Annotated in this window: 17 protein-coding genes, 1 tRNA gene and 2 pseudogenes; 12 read left to right on the plus strand and 8 right to left on the minus strand. The window is 71.8% G+C overall.

From position 1 onward, the window contains the following. Positions 1-19: 19 nt before the first annotated feature. Positions 20-202 (plus strand): annotated as a pseudogene (locus tag ACLIYP_RS15005) (sugar kinase); the annotation flags it as partial. Between the two features lie 33 nt (positions 203-235). Here ACLIYP_RS15005 and ACLIYP_RS15010 read toward each other — a convergent pair. Further along, positions 236-397: pseudogene (locus ACLIYP_RS15010) on the minus strand (DUF5324 family protein); the annotation flags it as partial. Positions 398-695: 298 nt separating this feature from the next. On the opposite strand from ACLIYP_RS15010, the gene ACLIYP_RS15015 reads away from it, so the two are divergent. Continuing rightward, positions 696-1,223, plus strand: a complete 528-nt coding sequence (locus ACLIYP_RS15015) for a peptidylprolyl isomerase (protein WP_412696365.1) — start codon at positions 696-698, stop codon at positions 1,221-1,223. Between the two features lie 210 nt (positions 1,224-1,433). After that, positions 1,434-2,324: a rhomboid family intramembrane serine protease gene (locus tag ACLIYP_RS15020; protein ID WP_412713635.1), complete on the plus strand. Its 891-nt coding sequence runs from the start codon at positions 1,434-1,436 to the stop codon at positions 2,322-2,324. A gap of 338 nt (positions 2,325-2,662) precedes the next feature. On the opposite strand, the gene crgA is transcribed toward ACLIYP_RS15020, so the two are convergent. After that, the gene (crgA, locus tag ACLIYP_RS15025; protein WP_412713636.1) at positions 2,663-2,920 is read right to left on the minus strand and encodes a cell division protein CrgA; all 258 of its coding nucleotides are present in this window, start codon (positions 2,918-2,920) and stop codon (positions 2,663-2,665) included. A gap of 164 nt (positions 2,921-3,084) precedes the next feature. On the opposite strand from crgA, the gene ACLIYP_RS15030 reads away from it, so the two are divergent. The 5 genes from ACLIYP_RS15030 (at position 3,085) to ACLIYP_RS15050 (ending at position 6,819) form a co-directional block, all read left to right on the plus strand. Beyond that, positions 3,085-3,846: a DUF881 domain-containing protein gene (locus ACLIYP_RS15030; protein WP_412713637.1), complete on the plus strand. Its 762-nt coding sequence runs from the start codon at positions 3,085-3,087 to the stop codon at positions 3,844-3,846. 101 nt (positions 3,847-3,947) lie between these two features. Next, positions 3,948-4,133, plus strand: a complete 186-nt coding sequence (locus tag ACLIYP_RS15035) for a hypothetical protein (RefSeq protein ID WP_093657099.1) — start codon at positions 3,948-3,950, stop codon at positions 4,131-4,133. Beyond that, positions 4,130-4,759, plus strand: coding sequence for an aminodeoxychorismate/anthranilate synthase component II (locus ACLIYP_RS15040; RefSeq protein ID WP_412713638.1), 630 nt, complete (start codon positions 4,130-4,132; stop codon positions 4,757-4,759). The genes ACLIYP_RS15035 and ACLIYP_RS15040 overlap by 4 nt, the downstream gene beginning before the upstream one ends. After that, entirely contained in the window at positions 4,756-6,036 is a 1,281-nt protein-coding gene (locus tag ACLIYP_RS15045) for a class E sortase (protein ID WP_412713639.1), read from the plus strand. Before ACLIYP_RS15040 ends, ACLIYP_RS15045 begins: the two co-directional genes overlap by 4 nt. A gap of 42 nt (positions 6,037-6,078) precedes the next feature. After that, complete coding sequence (locus ACLIYP_RS15050; RefSeq protein ID WP_412713660.1) at positions 6,079-6,819, plus strand: class E sortase; 741 nt, start codon at positions 6,079-6,081, stop codon at positions 6,817-6,819. Between the two features lie 219 nt (positions 6,820-7,038). Here ACLIYP_RS15050 and pknB read toward each other — a convergent pair whose 3' ends face one another. The 6 genes from pknB to ACLIYP_RS15080 all read right to left on the minus strand — a co-directional run bounded on the left by pknB (position 7,039) and on the right by ACLIYP_RS15080 (position 15,018). Beyond that, positions 7,039-9,048 carry a Stk1 family PASTA domain-containing Ser/Thr kinase gene (gene pknB / locus ACLIYP_RS15055; RefSeq protein WP_412713640.1) on the minus strand — a complete coding sequence of 670 codons (2,010 nt, stop codon included), beginning with the start codon at positions 9,046-9,048 and terminating at the stop codon, positions 7,039-7,041. A gap of 136 nt (positions 9,049-9,184) precedes the next feature. Continuing rightward, positions 9,185-10,648, minus strand: a complete 1,464-nt coding sequence (locus tag ACLIYP_RS15060; protein ID WP_412713641.1) for a peptidoglycan D,D-transpeptidase FtsI family protein — start codon at positions 10,646-10,648, stop codon at positions 9,185-9,187. Continuing rightward, positions 10,645-12,057, minus strand: a complete 1,413-nt coding sequence (locus ACLIYP_RS15065; protein WP_412713642.1) for an FtsW/RodA/SpoVE family cell cycle protein — start codon at positions 12,055-12,057, stop codon at positions 10,645-10,647. The genes ACLIYP_RS15060 and ACLIYP_RS15065 overlap by 4 nt, the downstream gene beginning before the upstream one ends. Before the next feature lie 13 nt (positions 12,058-12,070). Continuing rightward, the gene (locus tag ACLIYP_RS15070; RefSeq protein WP_412713643.1) at positions 12,071-13,666 is read right to left on the minus strand and encodes a Stp1/IreP family PP2C-type Ser/Thr phosphatase; all 1,596 of its coding nucleotides are present in this window, start codon (positions 13,664-13,666) and stop codon (positions 12,071-12,073) included. 25 nt (positions 13,667-13,691) lie between these two features. Further along, positions 13,692-14,192, minus strand: a complete 501-nt coding sequence (locus tag ACLIYP_RS15075) for an FHA domain-containing protein FhaB/FipA (RefSeq protein WP_093657085.1) — start codon at positions 14,190-14,192, stop codon at positions 13,692-13,694. Between the two features lie 10 nt (positions 14,193-14,202). Beyond that, positions 14,203-15,018: an FhaA domain-containing protein gene (locus ACLIYP_RS15080; protein ID WP_412713644.1), complete on the minus strand. Its 816-nt coding sequence runs from the start codon at positions 15,016-15,018 to the stop codon at positions 14,203-14,205. 322 nt (positions 15,019-15,340) lie between these two features. Between ACLIYP_RS15080 and ACLIYP_RS15085 the strand changes: the two genes are divergently transcribed. The 4 genes from ACLIYP_RS15085 (at position 15,341) to ACLIYP_RS15100 (ending at position 18,639) form a co-directional block, all read left to right on the plus strand. Continuing rightward, positions 15,341-15,424 (plus strand) — tRNA-Leu (locus ACLIYP_RS15085). 230 nt (positions 15,425-15,654) lie between these two features. Next, positions 15,655-17,085, plus strand: coding sequence for a DUF2252 domain-containing protein (locus ACLIYP_RS15090; protein WP_412713661.1), 1,431 nt, complete (start codon positions 15,655-15,657; stop codon positions 17,083-17,085). 216 nt (positions 17,086-17,301) lie between these two features. Then, positions 17,302-18,204: a hypothetical protein gene (locus ACLIYP_RS15095; RefSeq protein ID WP_412713645.1), complete on the plus strand. Its 903-nt coding sequence runs from the start codon at positions 17,302-17,304 to the stop codon at positions 18,202-18,204. A gap of 93 nt (positions 18,205-18,297) precedes the next feature. Continuing rightward, positions 18,298-18,639 carry a rhodanese-like domain-containing protein gene (locus ACLIYP_RS15100; protein WP_412713646.1) on the plus strand — a complete coding sequence of 114 codons (342 nt, stop codon included), beginning with the start codon at positions 18,298-18,300 and terminating at the stop codon, positions 18,637-18,639. Positions 18,640-18,675: the final 36 nt, after the last annotated feature.

Raw genomic sequence — 18,675 nt, forward strand, 5'->3', positions numbered from 1 at the left:
GTACGGAGAAGATGACCGTATGACCGGGAACCAATCCAGCGCGGGACATCTGCTGCGACTGGTCCGCAGCGGGCAGGCGACCACCCGCGGCGAGCTCCAGCGTGCCACCGGACTGTCCCGATCCACCCTCGGCCACCGCCGCGACCAGCTCTTCCGGGCCGGCTGGCTCCGCGCAGGAACCACAGTGCCGGTGGGCCGCCCGGGCGGCGGCCAGGTCGACCGCGGGGGGCAGGGTCTCGCGGGCTTGCTCCAGCCGCGGCGCGACACGGGCGGCGTACTGCCCGCGCACCGTGGACCGGGCCTGTCCGGCCGCGAGGGCCACCTTCGGCGCCACCGCTTCCGCGGCGTGCCGCACGGTCTCCCTCGCGTTGTCGGTCGCGCTGCGCACGCTGTCCATGCGGGTCACGGGATCTCCTCCTCATCGGTGGCGTGTGTCTTCCGCCTTCCACCCATGGTGGAGATCATGCCTTCACAACAGTGTCGAGGCATGTCTCAACGGGCATACGGGCTATGGCGTATTTCTGTCGCTCGCGCCGTTCGCGCCGTTCGCGCCGCTCCCGCGTTCCTGGGATTCCTCCGGCCCGTGCGGCTCACGGGGCCCCGCGACCCGTTCGGCCGCACCCCCGCCGCACGGTGCCGGGGGTGCGGCTGTGCGAGGATCAAGGGGTTCCGAAAGCGCAGATGGAAGGTAGACCGTGGCCGAGCAGCTCTACGCCACCCTGAGGACCAACCAGGGCGACATCACCATCCGGCTCTTCCCGGACCATGCCCCGAAGACGGTCAAGAACTTCGTCGAGCTCGCCGAGGGGAAGCGCGAGTGGACCCACCCGGCCACCGGGAAGAAGTCCACGGACCGGCTGTACGACGGCACGGTCTTCCACCGGGTGATCAGCGGCTTCATGATCCAGGGCGGTGACCCGCTGGGCAACGGCACCGGCGGCCCGGGCTACGAGTTCGGTGACGAGTTCCACCCGGACCTGGCCTTCAACAAGCCGTACCTGCTGGCGATGGCCAACGCCGGCCCGGGCACCAACGGGTCGCAGTTCTTCATCACCGTCTCCCCGACGGCATGGCTGACCGGCAAGCACACCATCTTCGGCGAGGTCGCCGACGAGGCGGGCCGGCGGGTCGTGGACGCCATCGCGACCACCCCGACCAACCAGCGCACCGACCGTCCGCTGCAGGACGTCGTCATCGAGTCGGTGATCATCGAGAAGCGCTGAGAAGCGCTGAGAAGCGCTGAGAGACGCTGAGCGGTGCCGACGGCGCCGACGGGCCCGGCCTCGCGCACGCCGCGCGGCCGGGCCGCCCTGCGGGAACCCGCCGCCCTGCCCGTCCGTAGGACGGAGAGGGCGGTGTTCTCCGTCCGTGTGGGTATGCCAGCCCGTGGGCGGGGCGTGCCGTGTCCGTCGTGAGGGGGCGTTGAGGTGGCCATGGAGGACCAGCAGGACGGGGCGCGGCCGGCGATGCCGCGCTGCTACCGTCACCCGGAGAGGGAGACCGGTATCTCCTGTGCCCGCTGCGACCGGCCGATCTGCCCCGAGTGCATGATCCCGGCCTCGGTCGGCTACCAGTGCCCCGAGTGCGTGCGCGGCGGCTCCGGTACGGGCCGCGCCGCGGGCGACGCCCGGCCGCGCACCCTGGCGGGCGGTACCGTCGCCGCCGACCAGCGCCTGGTCACCAAGGTGCTGCTGGGGATCAACGCGGCGGTTTTCTTCGCGGTGCTCGCGGCCGACGACCGCTCGCTGCTCGGCGCGCTGACGATGCTGGGCTACGCCTACGATCCGGCGGCGGCCGACTGGGTCGGAGTCGCGGACGGCGAGTGGCACCGCATGCTGACCTCCGCCTTCCTGCACCAGGAGATCTGGCACATCGGCTTCAACATGCTGGCGCTGTGGTGGCTCGGCCCGCAGCTGGAGGCGGCGCTGGGCCGCTGGCGGTTCCTGGCGCTGTACCTGCTGTCCGCACTGGGCGGCAGCGCCCTGACGTATCTGCTCGCCGCGCAGAACCAGGAGTCGCTGGGCGCCTCGGGCGCGATCTACGGGCTGTTCGGCGCCACCGCCGTGCTGGTGCGGCGGATGCGGTACGACATGCGCCCCATCCTGGTGCTGCTGGCGATCAACCTGTTCATCACCTTCAGGCTTCCGAACATCGCCTGGGAGGCCCACGTCGGCGGTCTGGTGGTGGGAGCGGTCATCGCCTACGCGATGGTGTACGCCCCGCGCGCCCGGCGCGCGCTGGTGCAGTACGGGACCATGGCCGCGGTGCTGCTGGTGATCGCGGTCGTCTGCGTGGTGCGTACGGTGGAGCTGCTCGGCCGCTGACCGTCGGCCGGCGACGCTGCGCGCAGAGCTGTGGCCAGAGGTTATCCACAACAGGTGACCGACCCTGTGCATGGTGTGGGCAGCCGTCGACACGAGCCGTCGCGGCCGGGCACATGCGTGTTTCCCCAGGGAGACGGGGGCTGGGCCCCTTCGTCTACCGAGGGTCACCGGTCATAACGACAGACAGGCTGGAAAAGTTATCCACAGATCTTCTGAAGTTTTCCCAGGGCTGTGGAAGACCTGTGGATAACGCTGCCGCGGGCCGCGCCCGGCCGGGTCGTGGCCGGGGTGCGACCGGGGTGTGGCCTGGTCCGGTGGTGCCGCGGCTGTGGCTGCGGCTACTTCCACTGCGTGGAGACGACGAACCCCGCCGCGATGAAGCCGAAGCCCACCACGATGTTCCAGTTGCCGATCGACCGGACCGGCAGGTCGCCCGTCGTCACGTAGAAGACGACGATCCATGCGAGCCCGATCAGGAACAGCGCCAGCATCAGCGGTGCGACCCAGCTCCGCCCCGAGGTGAGGCTGATGTTCGTGGCCTGCTTCGCCGGCGGCGGCGTGAACTCGTCCTTCTTGCGGATCCGTGACTTCGGCACGAGGGACTCTCCTGTCGATGCGCTGCGTGACCGCGAGGGCCTGTTCGTGGTGGCCCTCCCCCCGGTCGGGGTCCGGTTCGGGATCCGGAGGGAGGCCGGGGAGGGGACGATCCCTGATTCCGTTAGCGTAGTACTTCCGCGTGCTGGAAGGAGACAAGGGTAAGGTGACCGGTTCCCGCTTCCGGCCCGTGCGGCTCGCCACGGCGGGCGTCTTCGCCCTCGCGGGCTTCCTCTTCTGGGTCAGTTTCAACACCGCGCAGGGCACCGATCTGCGCACCGACGACTCGATGCTGCGCCTGTCCGACCTCATCGAGGCCCGCAGCGACGACATCGAGGCGCTGAACGAGTCCGTGGGCGCCCTGCGCCGCGAGGTCGACGCCCTCGCCCGGCGCGACAGCGGCGGCACGGAGACCGAGAAGCGCGTCTTCGAGGAGCTGGAGCGGGCGGCGGGGACCAGGAAGCTCTCCGGGGCCGGCCTCACCGTCACACTCGACGACGCCCCGCCCGACGCCACCGCCCGCATGCCCGGCATCCCCGAGCCCCAGCCCAACGACCTCGTCGTCCACCAGCAGGACCTCCAGGCCGTGGTCAACGCGCTGTGGGCGGGCGGGGCCGAGGGCATGAAGGTCATGGACCAGCGGCTGATCTCCACCAGCGCGGTGCGCTGCGTGGGCAACACCCTCATCCTCCAGGGCCGCCTGTACTCCCCGCCGTACACCGTCACCGCCGTCGGCGACCCGGACCGGATGCGCGAGGCGCTGGACGCCGCGCCCGCCGTCCGCAACTACCGGGAGTACGTCGACGCCTACGGTCTGGGCTGGTCGGTGGACGAACACGACGAGGTGACCCTCCCCGGCTACTCGGGCGCGGTCGACCTGTCCCGGAGCACACCGGTGGGCGAGGCGGGGGAGACGGCCGGCGGCTGAACCCGGGGTGGCCTGCGACGCATTGCGGGACTTGTGCCTCCCGCCGGGCCCGCGTACCCGTACTCTGGTTGCGCGAGTAACAGAAGGGACGGCTACACGGCATGTACGGCTGGATCTGGCGGCATCTGCCGGGCAACACGCTCGTACGGGCGCTGCTCTCGTTCGTACTGGCCCTGGCGGTCGTCTACGTGCTCTTCCAGTACGTCTTCCCCTGGGCGGAGCCCCTGCTCCCGTTCAGCGACGTGACGGTCGACGAGGGCCGCGCCGGATCGGGGCAGGCACGATGAGCGCGCGCATCCTGGTCGTCGACAACTACGACAGCTTCGTCTTCAACCTCGTCCAGTACCTCTACCAGCTCGGCGCCGAGTGCGAGGTGCTCCGCAACGACGAGGTCCGCCCCGAGCACGCGCGGGACTCCTTCGACGGGGTGCTGCTCTCCCCCGGGCCGGGCACGCCCGAGGAGGCCGGGGTCTGCGTCGATATGGTCCGGCACTGCGCCGCGACCGGTGTGCCGGTCTTCGGCGTCTGCCTGGGCATGCAGTCCATGGCCGTGGCGTACGGCGGCGTGGTGGACCGGGCGCCGGAACTGCTGCACGGCAAGACCTCGCTGGTCAGCCACGGTGAAGGCGGCGTCTTCGCCGGGCTGCCCTCCCCCTTCACCGCCACCCGGTACCACTCGCTCGCCGTCGAGCCCGCCACCGTCCCGGCGGAGCTGGAGGTCACCGCTTGGACGGAGACGGGCGTCGTCATGGGGCTGCGCCACCGCGAACTGCCGGTGGAGGGAGTGCAGTTCCACCCCGAGTCGGTGCTCACCGAGTGGGGCCACCTGATGCTCGCCAACTGGCTCGCGGAGTGCGGTGACACCGGCGCCGTGGAGCGCTCGCGGGGGTTGGCCCCCGTGGTCGGGGCGTGACGGCCCTGCGTCCGGAGGGCACCTACGGGGGCGACCCGCTCACCGGACGCCACCGGGCCGGCCCGCCCGCCGACGCCCATGCCGGCCCGCCCGCCGACGCCTATGCGGAGCAGGCCGAGCAGCAGGCCTTCGAGGCCGCGGTGGGACGGCTCGCCGACCCGCTGAACGACCCGCTGCCGGGACAGGAGCCGGTGCGGGGGGAGGAGCGGCCGGAGGAGCACACGCCGCGGTACGCGCCCTACTCCCAGCCGCATGCCGAGCCGTACCCCGAGCCGCACGCCCAGCCGTACGCGGAGCCCCGTGCGGAGCCCTACGCGGAGGCGTACCGACCGGCCGCCCCGGCTCCCGGGCCCGTCGTGCCCGCTCCCGCACCCGCACCGGCGCCCGCGCCCGCCCTCGACGACGAGACGATGGCGCTCCGGCAGGCGCACCTCCCGGCGGACGAGACGATGGCGCTGCGCCGGGTGGAGGCCGTACGCCCGGCCCCGCGCGAGGAGCCCCCCGCCTCCGGTTCCGCCTCCGGTTCCGCGTCGGCGGCCGGTGAGAACCGGCCCGGCGGCCGCGCCGCACGGCGGCGGGCCCAGCGGGCGAGCCGGGAGAGCCCGATGGTGGTCGCCAGCCGGGTCGTCGGAGAGCTGTTCATCACACTCGGCGTGGTGATGCTGCTGTTCGTGTCCTACCAGCTGTGGTGGACGAACGTGATCGCCGACCGCCAAGCGGGCGACGAGGCGAAGAAGCTGGAGCAGCGGTGGGGCGAGAAGGGGGACGAGAACCGCGACCCCGGGGCCTTCTCCGCCGGCCAGGGCTTCGCGATCATGCACATCCCCAAGCTGGACGTGAAGGTGCCCGTCGCCGAGGGCGTGGACGAGGACGGCGTCCTCGACCGGGGCATGGTCGGCCACTACGGCGAGGAGCCCCTGAAGACGGCGATGCCCTGGGACGAGAAGGGCAACTTCGCGGTGGCCGGGCACCGCAACACCCACGGCGAGCCGTTCCGCTACATCAACAAGCTCGACCCGGGCGACCCGATCGTGGTCGAGACCAAGGACACCTACTACGTCTACGAGATGGCCAACCGCCTCGACTCCACCCTGCCGTCGAACGTCAGCGTCATCGACCCCGTCCCCAAGGGATCGGGGTTCACCGGGCCCGGGCGGTACATCACCCTGACCACCTGCACGCCCGAGTTCACCTCGAAGTACCGGATGATCGTCTGGGGGAAGCTGGCCGAGGAGCGCCCGCGCAGCGAGGGGAAGCCGGACGCCCTCGTCCGATAGCCTGCGCGCAGGAACTGCGGAGGGGAACGGGCGGTGCGTCGGGTGGTAGTGATCGACCAGGACAACGGTGCGCGGACGGATCCGCCCCCAGCACCCCGCCGCGGGCGCCCGCGGCTCGCCGCCGTCGTCAGCCTGCTGGGTGAGCTGCTGATCACCGCCGGTGTGGTGCTGGGCCTCTTCGTCGCCTACTCGCTGTGGTGGACGAACGTGCTCGCCAACCGCGAGGCCGAGCGCGACGGCAACGAGGTGCGCGAGAGCTGGGCGGAGGACGGGCCGGCCGGCGAGGGGAAGAAGGAGTACGAGGGCGGGGACGGCGTCGGCTTCCTCCATGTGCCCTCGATGGGCGGCGAGGTGCTGATCAAGAAGGGCACCGACACCGAGAAGCTGAACAAGGGCGTCGCCGGCTACTACACCGACCCCGTGGAGGCCACCCCGCCGTGGGAGGGCAAGGGCAACTTCTCGCTGGCCGCGCACCGCGACGGCCACGGCGCCAAGTTCCACGACATCCACAAGATCGCCGAGGGCGATCCGATCGTGGTGGAGACCGAGGACACCTGGTACGTCTACAAGGTCTACGAGACGCTCCCCAAGACCTCCAAGTACAACGTCGGCGTGCTGGCGGACGTACCCGAGGAGTCCGGGAAGAAGAAGGCCGGCCGGTACATCACCCTGACGACCTGCACCCCCATCCTCACCTCCGACTACCGCTACATCGTGTGGGGCGAGCTGGTGCGCACCGAGAAGGTGGACGAGCGGCGCACCCCGCCCGAGGAACTGCGCTGACCGGTACGTGCTGACCGGCGCACACGGCGGCCCGTGCGCCGCGGCCCGCGCACACGGCGGCCGCCGCGCGTACCGCCCGCCTGCCGCCCGCCCGTCCGGCCCGGGAAGATGACACGGAACGGCCGAGGGCCCCAACCGGTCGCTTCCGCTTCCGGTCGGGGCCCTCGGCCGTGCGCTGTGCGCGGAGTCCTGCGTACGGGCGGTGGGCGCCCGGCGGGATCAGTCGTCCCCGCCGGTCATCCCCTCGATGAAGCCGCCGCCGCCCGGCCCGCCGTTTCCACCGCCCCCGTCCCCGCCGCCGCCGAAGGTGCGCACGGTGACCGTGTCACCCTTCTTGAGCTGGGTGCCGGCGGGCGGGTCGGTGGTGAGGACGACGGCTTTGCCGTCGTCGGGGCCCGACACGGCGACGTTGAAGCCGGCGTCCTGGAGCGTCTTGCGGGCGTCCTTGAGCGGTGTCCCCGCCGGGATGCCGGGGACGGCCACCTGCTCCTCCGCGGGCGCCTTGGCCACGATCAGGGTGATGGTGGAACCGGCCTCGGCCTTCTGGTTGGCGGGCAGGCTCTGCTGGAGCACGGTGTTCGGAGGCTTCTCCCCGTTCTCCTGCTCGGCCCGCTCGACGACGAAGCCCAGGTTCTCCAGCTGGCTCTTCGCGGACTCGAAGTCCTGCCCCACGACGGGCGGCACGGTCGGCCGCTCGTCCTCCCGGGCCACCGTGATGGTGACGGTGGCACCCGGCTTGGCCTTCTCGCCGCTCCCCGGATCCTGCTCGGTGACGGTGCCGGCCGGCTGCTCCGAGACCTCGGTCTCGCGCTCGACCTCGAAGCCCGCGTCCTTCAGCTCCTGCTCGGCGTCGTCCGCCGTCTCACCGACGACGTCCGGGACCTCGACCTCGCTGGGGCCCTTGGACATGATCAGGGTGATCGTCTCACCCTCCTCGATCTCGGTGCCGGCCACCGGATCGGTCCTGCAGACGGTGCCCTTCCTCTCCTCGCAGAACTCGCTGCCGCCCTTGGCGACCTTGAGCCTGGAGTTGACCGCCTTCTGCTCGGCCTCCTCGAAGGTCTCCCCGATCAGGTTCGGCACCTTCGGGTTGTTGTCGCTGGGGGTGAAGATCACCTTGCCGATGAAGATCGCGCCGACCAGCACCAGGATGCCGCCGAGGACCAGCAGGATCGTGGAGAGCTGGTTGCGGTTCCCGCCGCCGCGCCGCCGGTCGGGCCGCTCGTCGTAGCCGTAGCCGCCGTCGTCGTCGCGCATCGGCGGCAGCATCGACGTCTGCGCGGACGCCGGGGCCGCGGCGCGCAGCGCGGTGGTGGGCTGGTCGTCGGGGTGGTAGCCGCCGCCCGTGCCGTAGGCGGCCGCCCCCATGGCGGCCGCGGCGCCGACCGGCTGGCCGTCGAGGGCCGCCTCGATGTCGGCGCGCATCTCGTCGGCGGACTGGTAGCGGTAGTCCGGGTCCTTCACCAGCGCCTTGAGGACGATGGCGTCCATCTCGGGCGTGATCTCGGGATCGAAGGAGCTGGGCGGCTGCGGCTCCTCGCGCACGTGCTGGTACGCCACCGCGACGGGGGAGTCACCGACGAACGGGGGTCTGACCGTCAGCAGCTCGTACAGCAGGCAGCCGGTGGAGTACAGGTCGGAGCGGGCGTCGACCGTCTCGCCCTTGGCCTGCTCCGGGGAGAGGTACTGGGCGGTGCCGATGACGGCGGCGGTCTGGGTCATGGTCATGCCGGAGTCGCCCATGGCGCGGGCGATGCCGAAGTCCATCACCTTGACCTGCCCGCTGCGCGTCAGCATGACGTTCGCGGGCTTGATGTCGCGGTGGACGATGCCGTTGCGGTGCGAGTACTCCAGCGCCTGGAGGATGCCGACGCACATCTCCAGGGAGCGCTCGGGCAGCAGCTTGCGCCCGGAGTGCAGCAGCTCGCGCAGGGTCGAGCCGTCCACGTACTCCATGACGATGTACGGGATGGAGATCCCGTCGACGTAGTCCTCGCCGGTGTCGTAGACGGCGACGATCGCCGGGTGGTTGAGGGAGGCGGCGGACTGCGCCTCACGGCGGAAGCGGGCCTGGAACGTGGGGTCGCGCGCGAGGTCCACCCGGAGGGTCTTCACCGCGACGGTGCGGCCCAGGCGGGTGTCGTGGGCGAGGTAGACCTCGGCCATACCACCCCGGCCGAGCACCGAGCCCAGCTCGTACCGGCCGCCGAGGCGACGCGGCTCTTCCATAGTCTCCAGCCCTCTCCGTGCGTCCTGACCGTCTCCCTGCGCGGTCCGGCGGTGCTGCTCGGCATACGGTACCCGGACCGTGTGGCGGGCCGGGACGCGACCGATGGCGTGACCGCCGACGTGACCGGTGCCCCGGTCACCTCCTGCCGTCGAGAGCCGCCTCCATCATGGCCTTGGCCACCGGGGCGGCCAGCTTGCTGCCCGCGATGTCGTCCCGGAGGACGTCGGCGCTCTCGATGACGACCGCGACGGCGATCGGGGTCGAGCCGTCGGAGGTCTTGGCGTACGAGATGAACCAGGCGTACGGGTTCTTCTCGTTGTTCTCGCCGTGCTGCGCGGTACCGGTCTTGCCGCCCACTGTGACGCCGTCGATCTGCGCGGGGGTTCCCGTGCCCTTCTCGACGACCGTCTCCATCATCTGCTGGAGCTTCTGGGCGTTCTCCGCCGAGGCGACCTCGCCCAGCTCCCTGGGCTTGTGCTCCTCGACGACGTTGAGGCTCGGCGCGACGAGCTGGTCCATCATGTACGGCTCCATCATCTTGCCGTCGTTGGCGACGGCGGCGGCCACCATGGCCATCTGGAGCGGGGTGGCGCGGTTGGACGCCTGGCCGATGCCGGCCATGGCGTTCTGCGGCCGGTTGTCCTCGGGGTACACGGACTCGACGGCGCGGACCGGGACGAAGTGCTCCTGCCCGAAACCGAACCGCTCGGAGTACTCGATCATCTTCTCGTTGCCGAGCTCGTCGCTGATCTTGGCGAAGACGGTGTTGCAGGACCACTGCATGGCCACCCGCAGCGAGGCGTTCTCACAGGGGTGGTTGCCGTCGTTGCCCAGGTCGGTGGTGCTCTGCGGCAGCGTGTACGGGTCCGGGGTGTCGGTCTTCTCGTCGATGTCGTACATGCCGCTCTCCAGCGCCGCGGCGGCGGTGACGACCTTGAACGTCGAGCCGGGCGGGTAGGTCTGGCGCAGCGCCCGGTTGAGCATCGGCTCGTCCTCGTTGTTCTCCTTCTGGAGCCTGCTCCAGGCCTTGGCGTCCTTGGAGGAGTTGCCCGCGAAGGAGGACGGGTCGTACGAGGGGGTGCTGATCAGGCCCAGGATCGCGCCCGTCTCGGGGTTGATCGCGACGGCGGCGCCCCTCTTGTCGCCCATCGCCTCGAAGCCGGCCTTCTGGACGTCGGCGTCCAGCGTCGTGACGACGTTGCCGCCCTTCTGGTCCTTGCCGGTGAACATGTCGATGGTGCGGTTGAAGAACAGCCGGTCGTCGTCGCCGGTGAGGATGCCGTCGTAGATCGACTCGAGCTGGGTGGCGCCGTACGCCTGGGAGGCGTAGCCGGTCACGGGGGCCCACATCTCGCCGTTCTTGTACGTCCGCTTGTACTTGAAGTCGGTGCCCTCGGTCTCCTTGGAGCCGGTGATGGCCTTGCCGTCGACGATGATGTTGCCGCGCGGCTGGCCGTAGCGCTCGATGGCGACGCGGCGGTTCTTCGGGTCGTTCCTCAGCTCGTCGCCCTGGGCGAACTGGATCCAGTTGCTGCGGACCATCAGGGCGACCATGAGCAGACCGCAGAAGATGGCGATACGGCGCAGGGGCTTGTTCACGATCGGACCACCTGGGTCATCTCGACATCGGGTGAGGGCGCGGGAGCGGGGGCGGGACGCCGGGCGGTGTCGCTGATCTTCAGCAGGATCGCGACCAGTGCCCAGTTGGCGATGACCGACGAGCCGCCCTGCGCCATGAAGGGCATGGTCATGCCGGTCAGCGGGATCAGGGCCATCACGCCGCCGGCCACCACGAAGACCTGGATGGCGAAGGCCGCGGAGAGCCCGACGGCCAGCAGCTTGCCGAACGGGTCGCGGGCGGCCAGGGCGGTGCGGATGCCGCGCTCGACCAGCAGGCCGTACAGCAGCAGTATCGCCATGACGCCGGTCAGTCCCAGCTCCTCGCCGACGGTGGCGAAGATGTAGTCGCTCTTGGCGGCGAAGCCGATCAGGTCGGAGTGGCCCTGGCCCAGGCCCGCGCCGAGGATCCCCCCGGAGCCGAAGGCCCACATGGCCGCCGCGGGCTGGTTGACCTCACCGGTCTCGCGGACGGTGTGGAACGGGTCGAGCCAGTCCTGGACGCGGCTCTGCACATGGGACTCGAAGCTGGCCACGGTCACCGCGCCGACGACGGCCAGGGTGAGGCCGAACAGGATCCAGCTGGTGCGCTCGGTGGCCACGTACAGCATCACCACGAAGAGGCCGAAGAAGAGCAGCGAGGTGCCCAGGTCGGTCTCGAAGACCAGGATGAGCACGCTCAGGGCCCAGATCACCAGGATCGGGCCGAGGTCGCGGCCGCGCGGCAGGTACAGGCCCAGGAAGCGGCGGCTGGCCAGCGCCAGGGCGTCCCGCTTGACCATCAGGTAGCCGGCGAAGAAGACCGCGATGATGATCTTGGCGAACTCGCCTGGCTGGATGGACATCCCGCCGATGGTGATCCAGATCTTCGCGCCGTAGACCGCCGGGAAGAACATCGGCAGGATCAGCAGGATCAGCGCGACGACCATGGAGATGTAGGTGTAGCGCTGCAGGATGCGGTGGTCCTTGAGGAAGACCAGCACCGCCAGGAAGAGCGCTATCCCCAGCGCTGACCACATCAGCTGGTTGGGCGCGGCGGCGCCCTCCCCGCGCAGGGCGAGTCTCTCGGACTGGTCGAGCCGCCAGATCAGGACCAGGCCCAGCCCGTTGAGGAGCGTGGCGATCGGCAGCATCAGCGGGTCGGCGTACGGCGCGAACCTGCGCACCACGAGGTGGGCCACACCCGCCATCAGACCGAGGCCGAGGCCGTAGCCGAGCATGCCCGCGGGCATCTCGCCGTTGATGGCCAGGCCCACGTTGGCGTAGGCGAACACCGGGATCAGCACGGCGAAGACGAGCATCGCCAGCTCGGTGTTGCGGCGGCTGGGCAGACCTCCGGGGGAGATCGTCGTGTTGCTGCCGGTGTTCCCGGTGGCGTGACTGGTGCTCATGGCGTGCGGCCCCCTATGACGTGGTGCACTGCTTGGCGAGCCTCTGCTGCTCCTCCGGAAGGGTGGGGCCGGGGGTGGGAGCGGTCGGGCTCTTGGTGCTGGCGGTGGCGGCGGAGTTGGAGGAGCTGAGGGAAGACGCGGTCGGGTCGGGGGAGGCGGAGGGCTCGGAGCGCTCACCGGTCCCGGCGCCGCCGCGGACGGAGCCGCTCTCGTCGGCCTGCGCCTCCGCGCGCTCCTTCTCCCTGCGCTGGGTGGCGACGATCTCGCAGACCTCGGCCTGCTCCGTCAGTTTCTCCAGCCGGTCCTCCGCCTGGGCGAGGCTGTCCATGGAGATGCCGGCCTCGACCTCGTTGCGCTGGTAGGTGGGAAGGTACTTGAGTTCGACCGAGGAGCTCCGCTCGACCTCGCTCAGCCGCAGCCACCCCAGCTTCTGGCTGATGCCGCGGTAGATCGCGACCCGGTCGCCGTCGGCCCCGACGTAGAACTGCGTCTGGGTCCACCGGTGGGCGCCGTACAGGCCGCCGCCGATCAGGCCGAGGACGAGCAGGCCGAGGAAGATCCGCTTGAGCCACCTGAAACGCTTGCGGGGCTTGGCGAAGTCGCCCTCCGCGTACGCGCCGAACGCCCCGGCGGGCGGGGTGGCGCCACCGCTGCCGGGCGGGCCGAAGCTCCCCTGCGGGCCCTCGGACGACTGCTGCTGGGGCACGCCGCCGCGGCCGAGTTCGGCGGCGCGGGCGGCGGGGGTCTGGAGGGTGCCGGGGTCGCCGAGCTGCTGCTGGTTCTCGGCGACGGCGCCGACGATGACAGGGGTGTCGTTGAGCCGGCCGGCGAGGGTGTCGTCGCCGACGTCCAGGACGTCCGCGACGATGCAGGTGATGTTGTCGGGGCCGCCGCCGCGCAGGGCGAGCTGGATCAGCTCCTGCACGGTCTCGTGCGGCTCCTGGTGGGCGGCGAGGGTCTCCTCCATCGTCTGGTGGCTGACGACGCCGGACAGGCCGTCGGAGCACAGCAGGTAGCGGTCCCCGGCCCGCACCTCGCGGATGGACAGGTCGGGCTCCACGTGGTCGCCGCTGCCCAGCGCGCGCATCAGCAGGGAGCGCTGCGGGTGGGTGGTGGCCTCCTCCTCGGTGATCCGGCCCTCGTCCACCAGGCGCTGGACCCAGGTGTGGTCCTGGGTGATCTGGGTGAGCCGGCCGTCGCGCAGCAGGTACGCGCGGGAGTCGCCGACGTGCACCAGGCCGAGCCGCCGGCCCGTCCACAGCAGGGCGGTGAGCGTGGTGCCCATGCCCTCCAGCTGGGGGTCCTCCTCGACCATGACGCGCAGCTGCTCGTTGGCGCGCTGCACCGCGGTGCCGAGCGAGGTGAGCAGGTCGGAGCCGGGGACGTCGTCGTCCAGCTGCACGAGGATCGAGATCACCTCCGAGCTGGCGACCTCGCCGGCGGCCTGGCCGCCCATTCCGTCGGCGATCGCGAGCAGCCGGGGACCGGCGTAACCGGAGTCCTCGTTGCCCTCGCGGATCATGCCTCTGTGCGATCCGGCGGCGAAGCGCAGTGACAGACTCATGCGCACCTCGCCCGTCGGCTCCGGGTACATCCGCACGGTGCCCACCCTCCGGTCGTCATGGTCGCGTTCACTACTTCCGCAGCTCGATGACCGTCTTGCCGATGCGGATCGGCGCACCGGGCGGGATCGGTGTCGGTGTGGTGAGCCGGGTCCGGTCCAGGTACGTGCCGTTGGTGGAGCCGAGGTCCTCGACGATCCACTGGCCGTCGCGGTCCGGGTAGATCCTGGCGTGGCGGCTGGAGGCGTAGTCGTCGTCCAGCACGATCGTCGAGTCGTGGGCCCGGCCGAGCGTGATGGTCTGCCCCTGGAGGGCCACGGTGGTGCCGGTGAGCGACCCCTCGGTGACCACCAGTTTGGTCGGGGCGCCGCGGCGCTGCCGCCCGCCGCGGGCCGCCTGCTGCGGGGCCTGGCGCGGCTGGGGAGGACGCTGGGCCTCGGCGCGGCGGGCCGTGCGCTGGGTCACGCGGGTGCCGAAGAGGTCGCTCCTGATGACCTGCATGGTCATGATGACGAACAGCCACAGTACGGCGAGAAAACCCAACCGCATGACCGTCAGGGTCAGCTCTGACATTGCCCCCGCTTCACCCTTCGGCTTGCCGGTAAATGATCGTGGTGCTGCCCACGACGATGCGTGAGCCGTCGCGGAGCGTAGCGCGCGTGGTGTGCTGTCCGTCCACCACGATGCCGTTCGTGGAGCCCAGATCCTGGATCGTCGCGGGGTTTCCGGACCGGATCTCGCAGTGGCGCCGCGAGACGCCGGGGTCGTCGATCCGCACGTCGGTCTCGGTGGAACGGCCCAGCACCATGGTGGGGCGGGAGATCTGGTGGCGGGTGCCGTTGATCTCGATCCAGCGGCGGGTCCGGGCGGGCGGCATCGGGGCGCCGGGGGCGTGTCCGGGGGGCGGGCCGGCCGGCATGGGCGGCGGGCCGGCCGGGCGCTGGGGCGGGTATCCGTAACCGCCGGGGGCGCCGGGGGCCTGTCCGGGCGGCGGTGCGCCCTGGGGGGACTGGTGCTGGGAGGTGCTGGAGGCGAGGGTGCGGCTGCGCACCCGGTACAGGCCGGTGTCGAGGTCGTCGGCCCGCTCCAGGCCGACCTTGACCGAGCCCATGAACGTGTAGCGCTGCTGCTTGGCGTACTCGCGCACCATGCCGGCCAGCTCGTCGCCGAGCTGCCCGGCGTAGGGGCTGAGGCGCTCGAAGTCCGGGGCGCTGAGCTGGACGACGAAGTCGTTGGGGACGACCGTCCGCTCCCGGTTCCAGATGGTGGCGTTGTTGTCGCACTCGCGCTGGAGGGCGCCCGCGATCTCGACGGGCTGCACCTCGGACTTGAACACCTTGGCGAAGGTGCCGTTGACGAGACCCTCGAGACGCTGCTCGAAGCGCTTCAGAACTCCCACGGTGCACCTCCTTCCCCGATGCCCACGGCTCTAGTGCGCCGGTCGCGGTCGCACACGACGCGTTGCCTTTCGATACTGCTTACTGATCGTATCCACGCGCGGCGAGAACGGCTGGTTCCCCACCGGGGCCCGGCGCGCGGGTGTCAACCCTCACACGGATCGTAGAGGTGGCACGGGACCAGTGTCCCAAACCGTGGGCGGTCGATACGGGTGTGAGACCACCCCGGACAGCGTGCTAATGTTCTGTGTGTCGCCAGGCGATCCCGCCGGACCGGACGAGAGCAGTCCGGGGGTGTGGGAGAATCAAAGCGGCAACACCCATGCGCGGGTGGCGGAATAGGCAGACGCGCTGGATTCAGGTTCCAGTGCCCGAAAGGGCGTGGGGGTTCAACTCCCCCCTCGCGCACAGAGAGCGAGCCTCTCACGGTGACGAAGGTCACCGTGAGAGGCTCGCTTCGTTTTCGGACCCGGGCGCGGTTCCGGGGCGGTGCGGACCGTTCCGGACCGATGCGGGCCGGTGTCGGCCGGTGCGGATCGATGCGGGCCGTCGCGGGGGCTGCCCGGCGCCGGGGACGGGGGTACCTTCGAACCCGCTGATCGTCGCGGTCGGCGCGGGTCGGCCCACTCGGTGCCGGCCTGCCGCCGTCCGCTGGTAAGTCGCAGGGGGTGGGGGCCGTGGACGAGCGGCTGCCGTACGTGCCGGGTTTCGCGGACCGGCGGAGTCCGCGGGCGCCGAAGCGGGAGGGCAGGGCGCTGCGGGAGACGGTGCCCAGGCACGCGCACGCGGAGTTCTCGCTGAGCCCGGGGCGGCCGGACGCGGTGGCCGCCGTGGAGGAGTCCAACCGGGACCGGATCGCGGAACTGGTGCCGATCCGGATCGGCCGGATGGTCGCCTCGCCCTTCGCGTTCCTGCGCGGCTCCGCCGGGCTGATGGCGTACGACCTGGCGCACGGCACGCCCGCCACCGGTGTCGGCGCGCAGATCTGCGGTGACGCGCACGCCGCGAACTTCGGTCTCTACGGCGACGCCCGCGGCGGCCTGACCATCGATCTGAACGACTTCGACGAGACGGTGCGCGGCCCCTGGGAGTGGGACCTCAAGCGGCTGGCCGCCTCCCTGGTGCTGGCCGGGCGCGAGGCGGGGGCGGACGAGGACGTGTGCCGGGCGGCCGCGTACGACGCGGCCGGCGCGTACCGGCACACCCTGCGGCTGCTGGCGGGGATGCCGGCGGCCGACGCCTGGAACGCCGTCGCCGACGAGGAGCTCGTCTCGCACGCCGACGCCCACGACCTGCTGGGCACCCTCCGGCGGGTCGCCGGGAAGGCCCGGCGCAACACCAGCGCGCGCTTCGCCGCCAAGTCCACCCGGGAGACCGCCGACGGCGGCCGGGTCTTCGTGGACGCCCCGCCGGTGCTGCGCAGGGCGTCCGACGCGGAGGCGGCGGCCGTGGCCGCCTCGCTGGAGGAGTACCTGGGGACGCTGCCTCAGGACCGGCTGCCGCTGCTGGCGCGGTACGCGATCCACGACGTGGCGTTCCGGGTCGTGGGCACCGGCAGCGTGGGCACCCGCTCGTACGTGGTGCTGCTCCTGGACCACCGGGGCAGGCCGCTGGTGCTCCAGGTGAAGGAGGCGCGGCCGTCGGTGCTGCGGCCGTACACGGCCCTGGCGGGCATCACCGGGCCGGAGCCGGGGCACGAGGGGCGCCGGGTGGTGCTGGGTCAGCAGCACATGCAGGTGGTGTCCGACACACTGCTGGGCTGGACGACGGTGGAGGGGCGGCCGTACCAGGTACGGCAGTTCCGCAACCGCAAGGGCAGCGTGGATCCGGCGGCGCTGGGCGCCGGCGAGATCGACGACTACGCGCGGATGACCGGCGCCCTGCTGGCCCGCGCGCACTCCCACAGCGCCGATCCGCGGCTGCTGGCGGGGTACTGCGGCAAGTCGGAGGAGCTGGACGAGGCGGTGGCCGCCTTCGCGGTGGCCTACGCCGACCGTACCGAGAGGGACCACGCGGAGCTGGCGGCCGCCGTGCGCGCCGGGCGGCTGCCGGCCGAGCCGGACGTCTGAGGGCCGGGGCGCGGTGGCCGGGTGTGGGGGCTGAGCGCGGGCCGGGGAGGAGGCGGGGCGCAGGCGGGGGTGTGAGGCCCGGGCCCGGGGAGCCGTAGGCTGGCCGGGTGGCGCCGCCCTCCGGCCGGGGAGCCTCCCCGGCGGGCCGCGGCGCGAATCCCGGTCAGGGTCCCGGTCAGGGCCGGGGCGCAGTGGAACGCCGTCGCGAGGAAGCCCGTGGATCCGGAAGCCCAGCAGGAAGCCCGGCAGGCCGGGCACGAGCCGCAGGACGCCTCGGAGGCCGCCCCGAGGGACGGAGGGGAGGCCGTCGAGCGCCTTGAACGGGCCGTGCGCGCGGCCGAGAGGGCGCTGATCGAGTACGAGATCGCCGTGGAGACCTTCCGGGTCGAGGTGGAGAACTTCTCCCGGCTGCACGAGCAGCGGCTCGGCCCGCTGTACGGCCGGATCGAGGAGCTGGACGTCCTGATCGCCGAGGCGGTCGCCGCGTGCACGGGCGATCCCGAGGATGTGCGCAGGGCGCGCGAGGCACGCGCCTCCTTCCTGCCGATGCCGGCCGTGGAGGAGCTGTACCAGGGCTGGATGGACTCCGCCGGGCTGCCGCCGGAGGCCGTCGCGATGCTCACCGGGCAGCGGGTGCGGCCCCCGGAGCGGGTGCGGCCCAGTGAGCGCGCCAGGCGCCTGTACCGGGAGCTGGTGCGCTCGGCGCATCCGGACCTGGTGCAGGACGACGCGGAGCGCGGGCGGCGTGAGGAGTTCATGACCCGGGCGAACAAGGCGTACTCCGACGGGGACGAGGAGGCGCTCGCCGCGCTGGCCGAGGAGTGGGCCGCCGGACCTCCGACCGTGCGGGAGCGGGAGGCCGCCCGCGGCGAGGAGCTGTACGCACGCCTGGAGTGGCTGGCGCGGCGGAAGGAGATGCTGGCCGCGGCCGCCGCGGAGCTGGAGGACGGTGCGATCGGCTCCATGCTCAGGCTGGCGCCCGAGGACCCGGACGGCCTGCTGGAGGAGATCGCCGGGCGGCTGCGTGAGCGGATCGCCGAGAAGGAGGCGCGTCTGGCCGAGCTGACCGGCCGGGCGGGCCGGACGGGATGGACCGGGGAGCCCGGACGGGCGGGTTAGGTTCGTGGGCGGCCGGCCGGACCGGCGGCCTGAGTGTGCGGAGCTTGCGAGACGGCGCCGGAGGGCCGGGGCCGGTGAGAGGGGCGTGACCTGATGCAGTACGGCCGGATTCCTTCGGTGGAGGTCACGGAGGTGCCGCCGGAGGGCCTTCTGCTGGACGTCCGGGAGGACGACGAGTGGGCGGCCGGGCACGCAGAGGAGGCTCTGCACGTGCCGATGAGCGAGTTCGTGGAGCGGTTCGGCGAGGTTACCGAGAAGGCCGCGGACCGGCGGGTGTACGTGGTCTGCCGGGTCGGCGGCCGGTCGGCGCAGGTCACGCGTTACCTGCTGGGGCAGGGCATCGACGCGGTGAACGTCGACGGCGGCATGCTGGCCTGGGAGGCGGCCGGAAAGCCGCTGGTGAACGACGGGCAGGGGGCCGCCCACGTGGCGTGATGCGCGGCGCGGGACGCGCTGCGGCGCATGCCGTGG

The organism is Streptomyces nanhaiensis (genome assembly GCF_046614825.1).
GTDB classification, from domain to species: Bacteria; Actinomycetota; Actinomycetes; order Streptomycetales; family Streptomycetaceae; genus Streptomyces; species Streptomyces radiopugnans.